Source organism: Clostridium sp. ZS2-4, from assembly GCF_026719745.1.
Lineage (GTDB): Bacteria > Bacillota > Clostridia > Clostridiales > Clostridiaceae > Clostridium_H.
In genome coordinates, this window is record NZ_JAPPRQ010000056.1 from 1 (window position 1) to 501 (window position 501).

The window sequence follows — 501 nt, forward strand, 5'->3', positions numbered from 1 at the left end:
AAATAAGAGAATTTTGTGGCTTCTATAATTCGGTACCAGATGAGTCTTTTTTTAGTAGATTTAAAACTACCTTTGAAACTGATATTGCTAATTTATTTGATTCCATGGTTCCTAAAGTTATTAATATATGTGAAGAAATTAATAATGATCTTCCAGATAATTCTCCCTATAAAAGTCTTAATTCTATGCTTATATATGATACTTCTGGCTTAAAACCAAGAGTTAAAGAAAATAATCCAAAAACACTGGTATCCGAAATTAATAGGCAGAAAGCTTATGCTAAAGCCAAAAATAAAAAAAGTTTCAATCCTTATGCTGCCGCATATAAGAATATGCCGAAATTTGCACAAGCTAATTCTAATATTAGGTTAGACTTTGTTAATGGTCATTTTGGATACTTTTATAAATTTGGTCTTTTAACTAATGGCTGGGGTATACCTTTAAGCATAAAATTCTTCGAAGAAGATTTTTATAAATCAGTAGATAAAGATTTTACTACCC

At 28.5% G+C, this 501-nt stretch carries 1 pseudogene; it reads left to right on the forward strand.

Features of this window, described 5'->3' with window-relative positions:
• A pseudogene (locus tag OIO11_RS11535) lies at nt 1-501 on the forward strand (hypothetical protein); the annotation flags it as partial.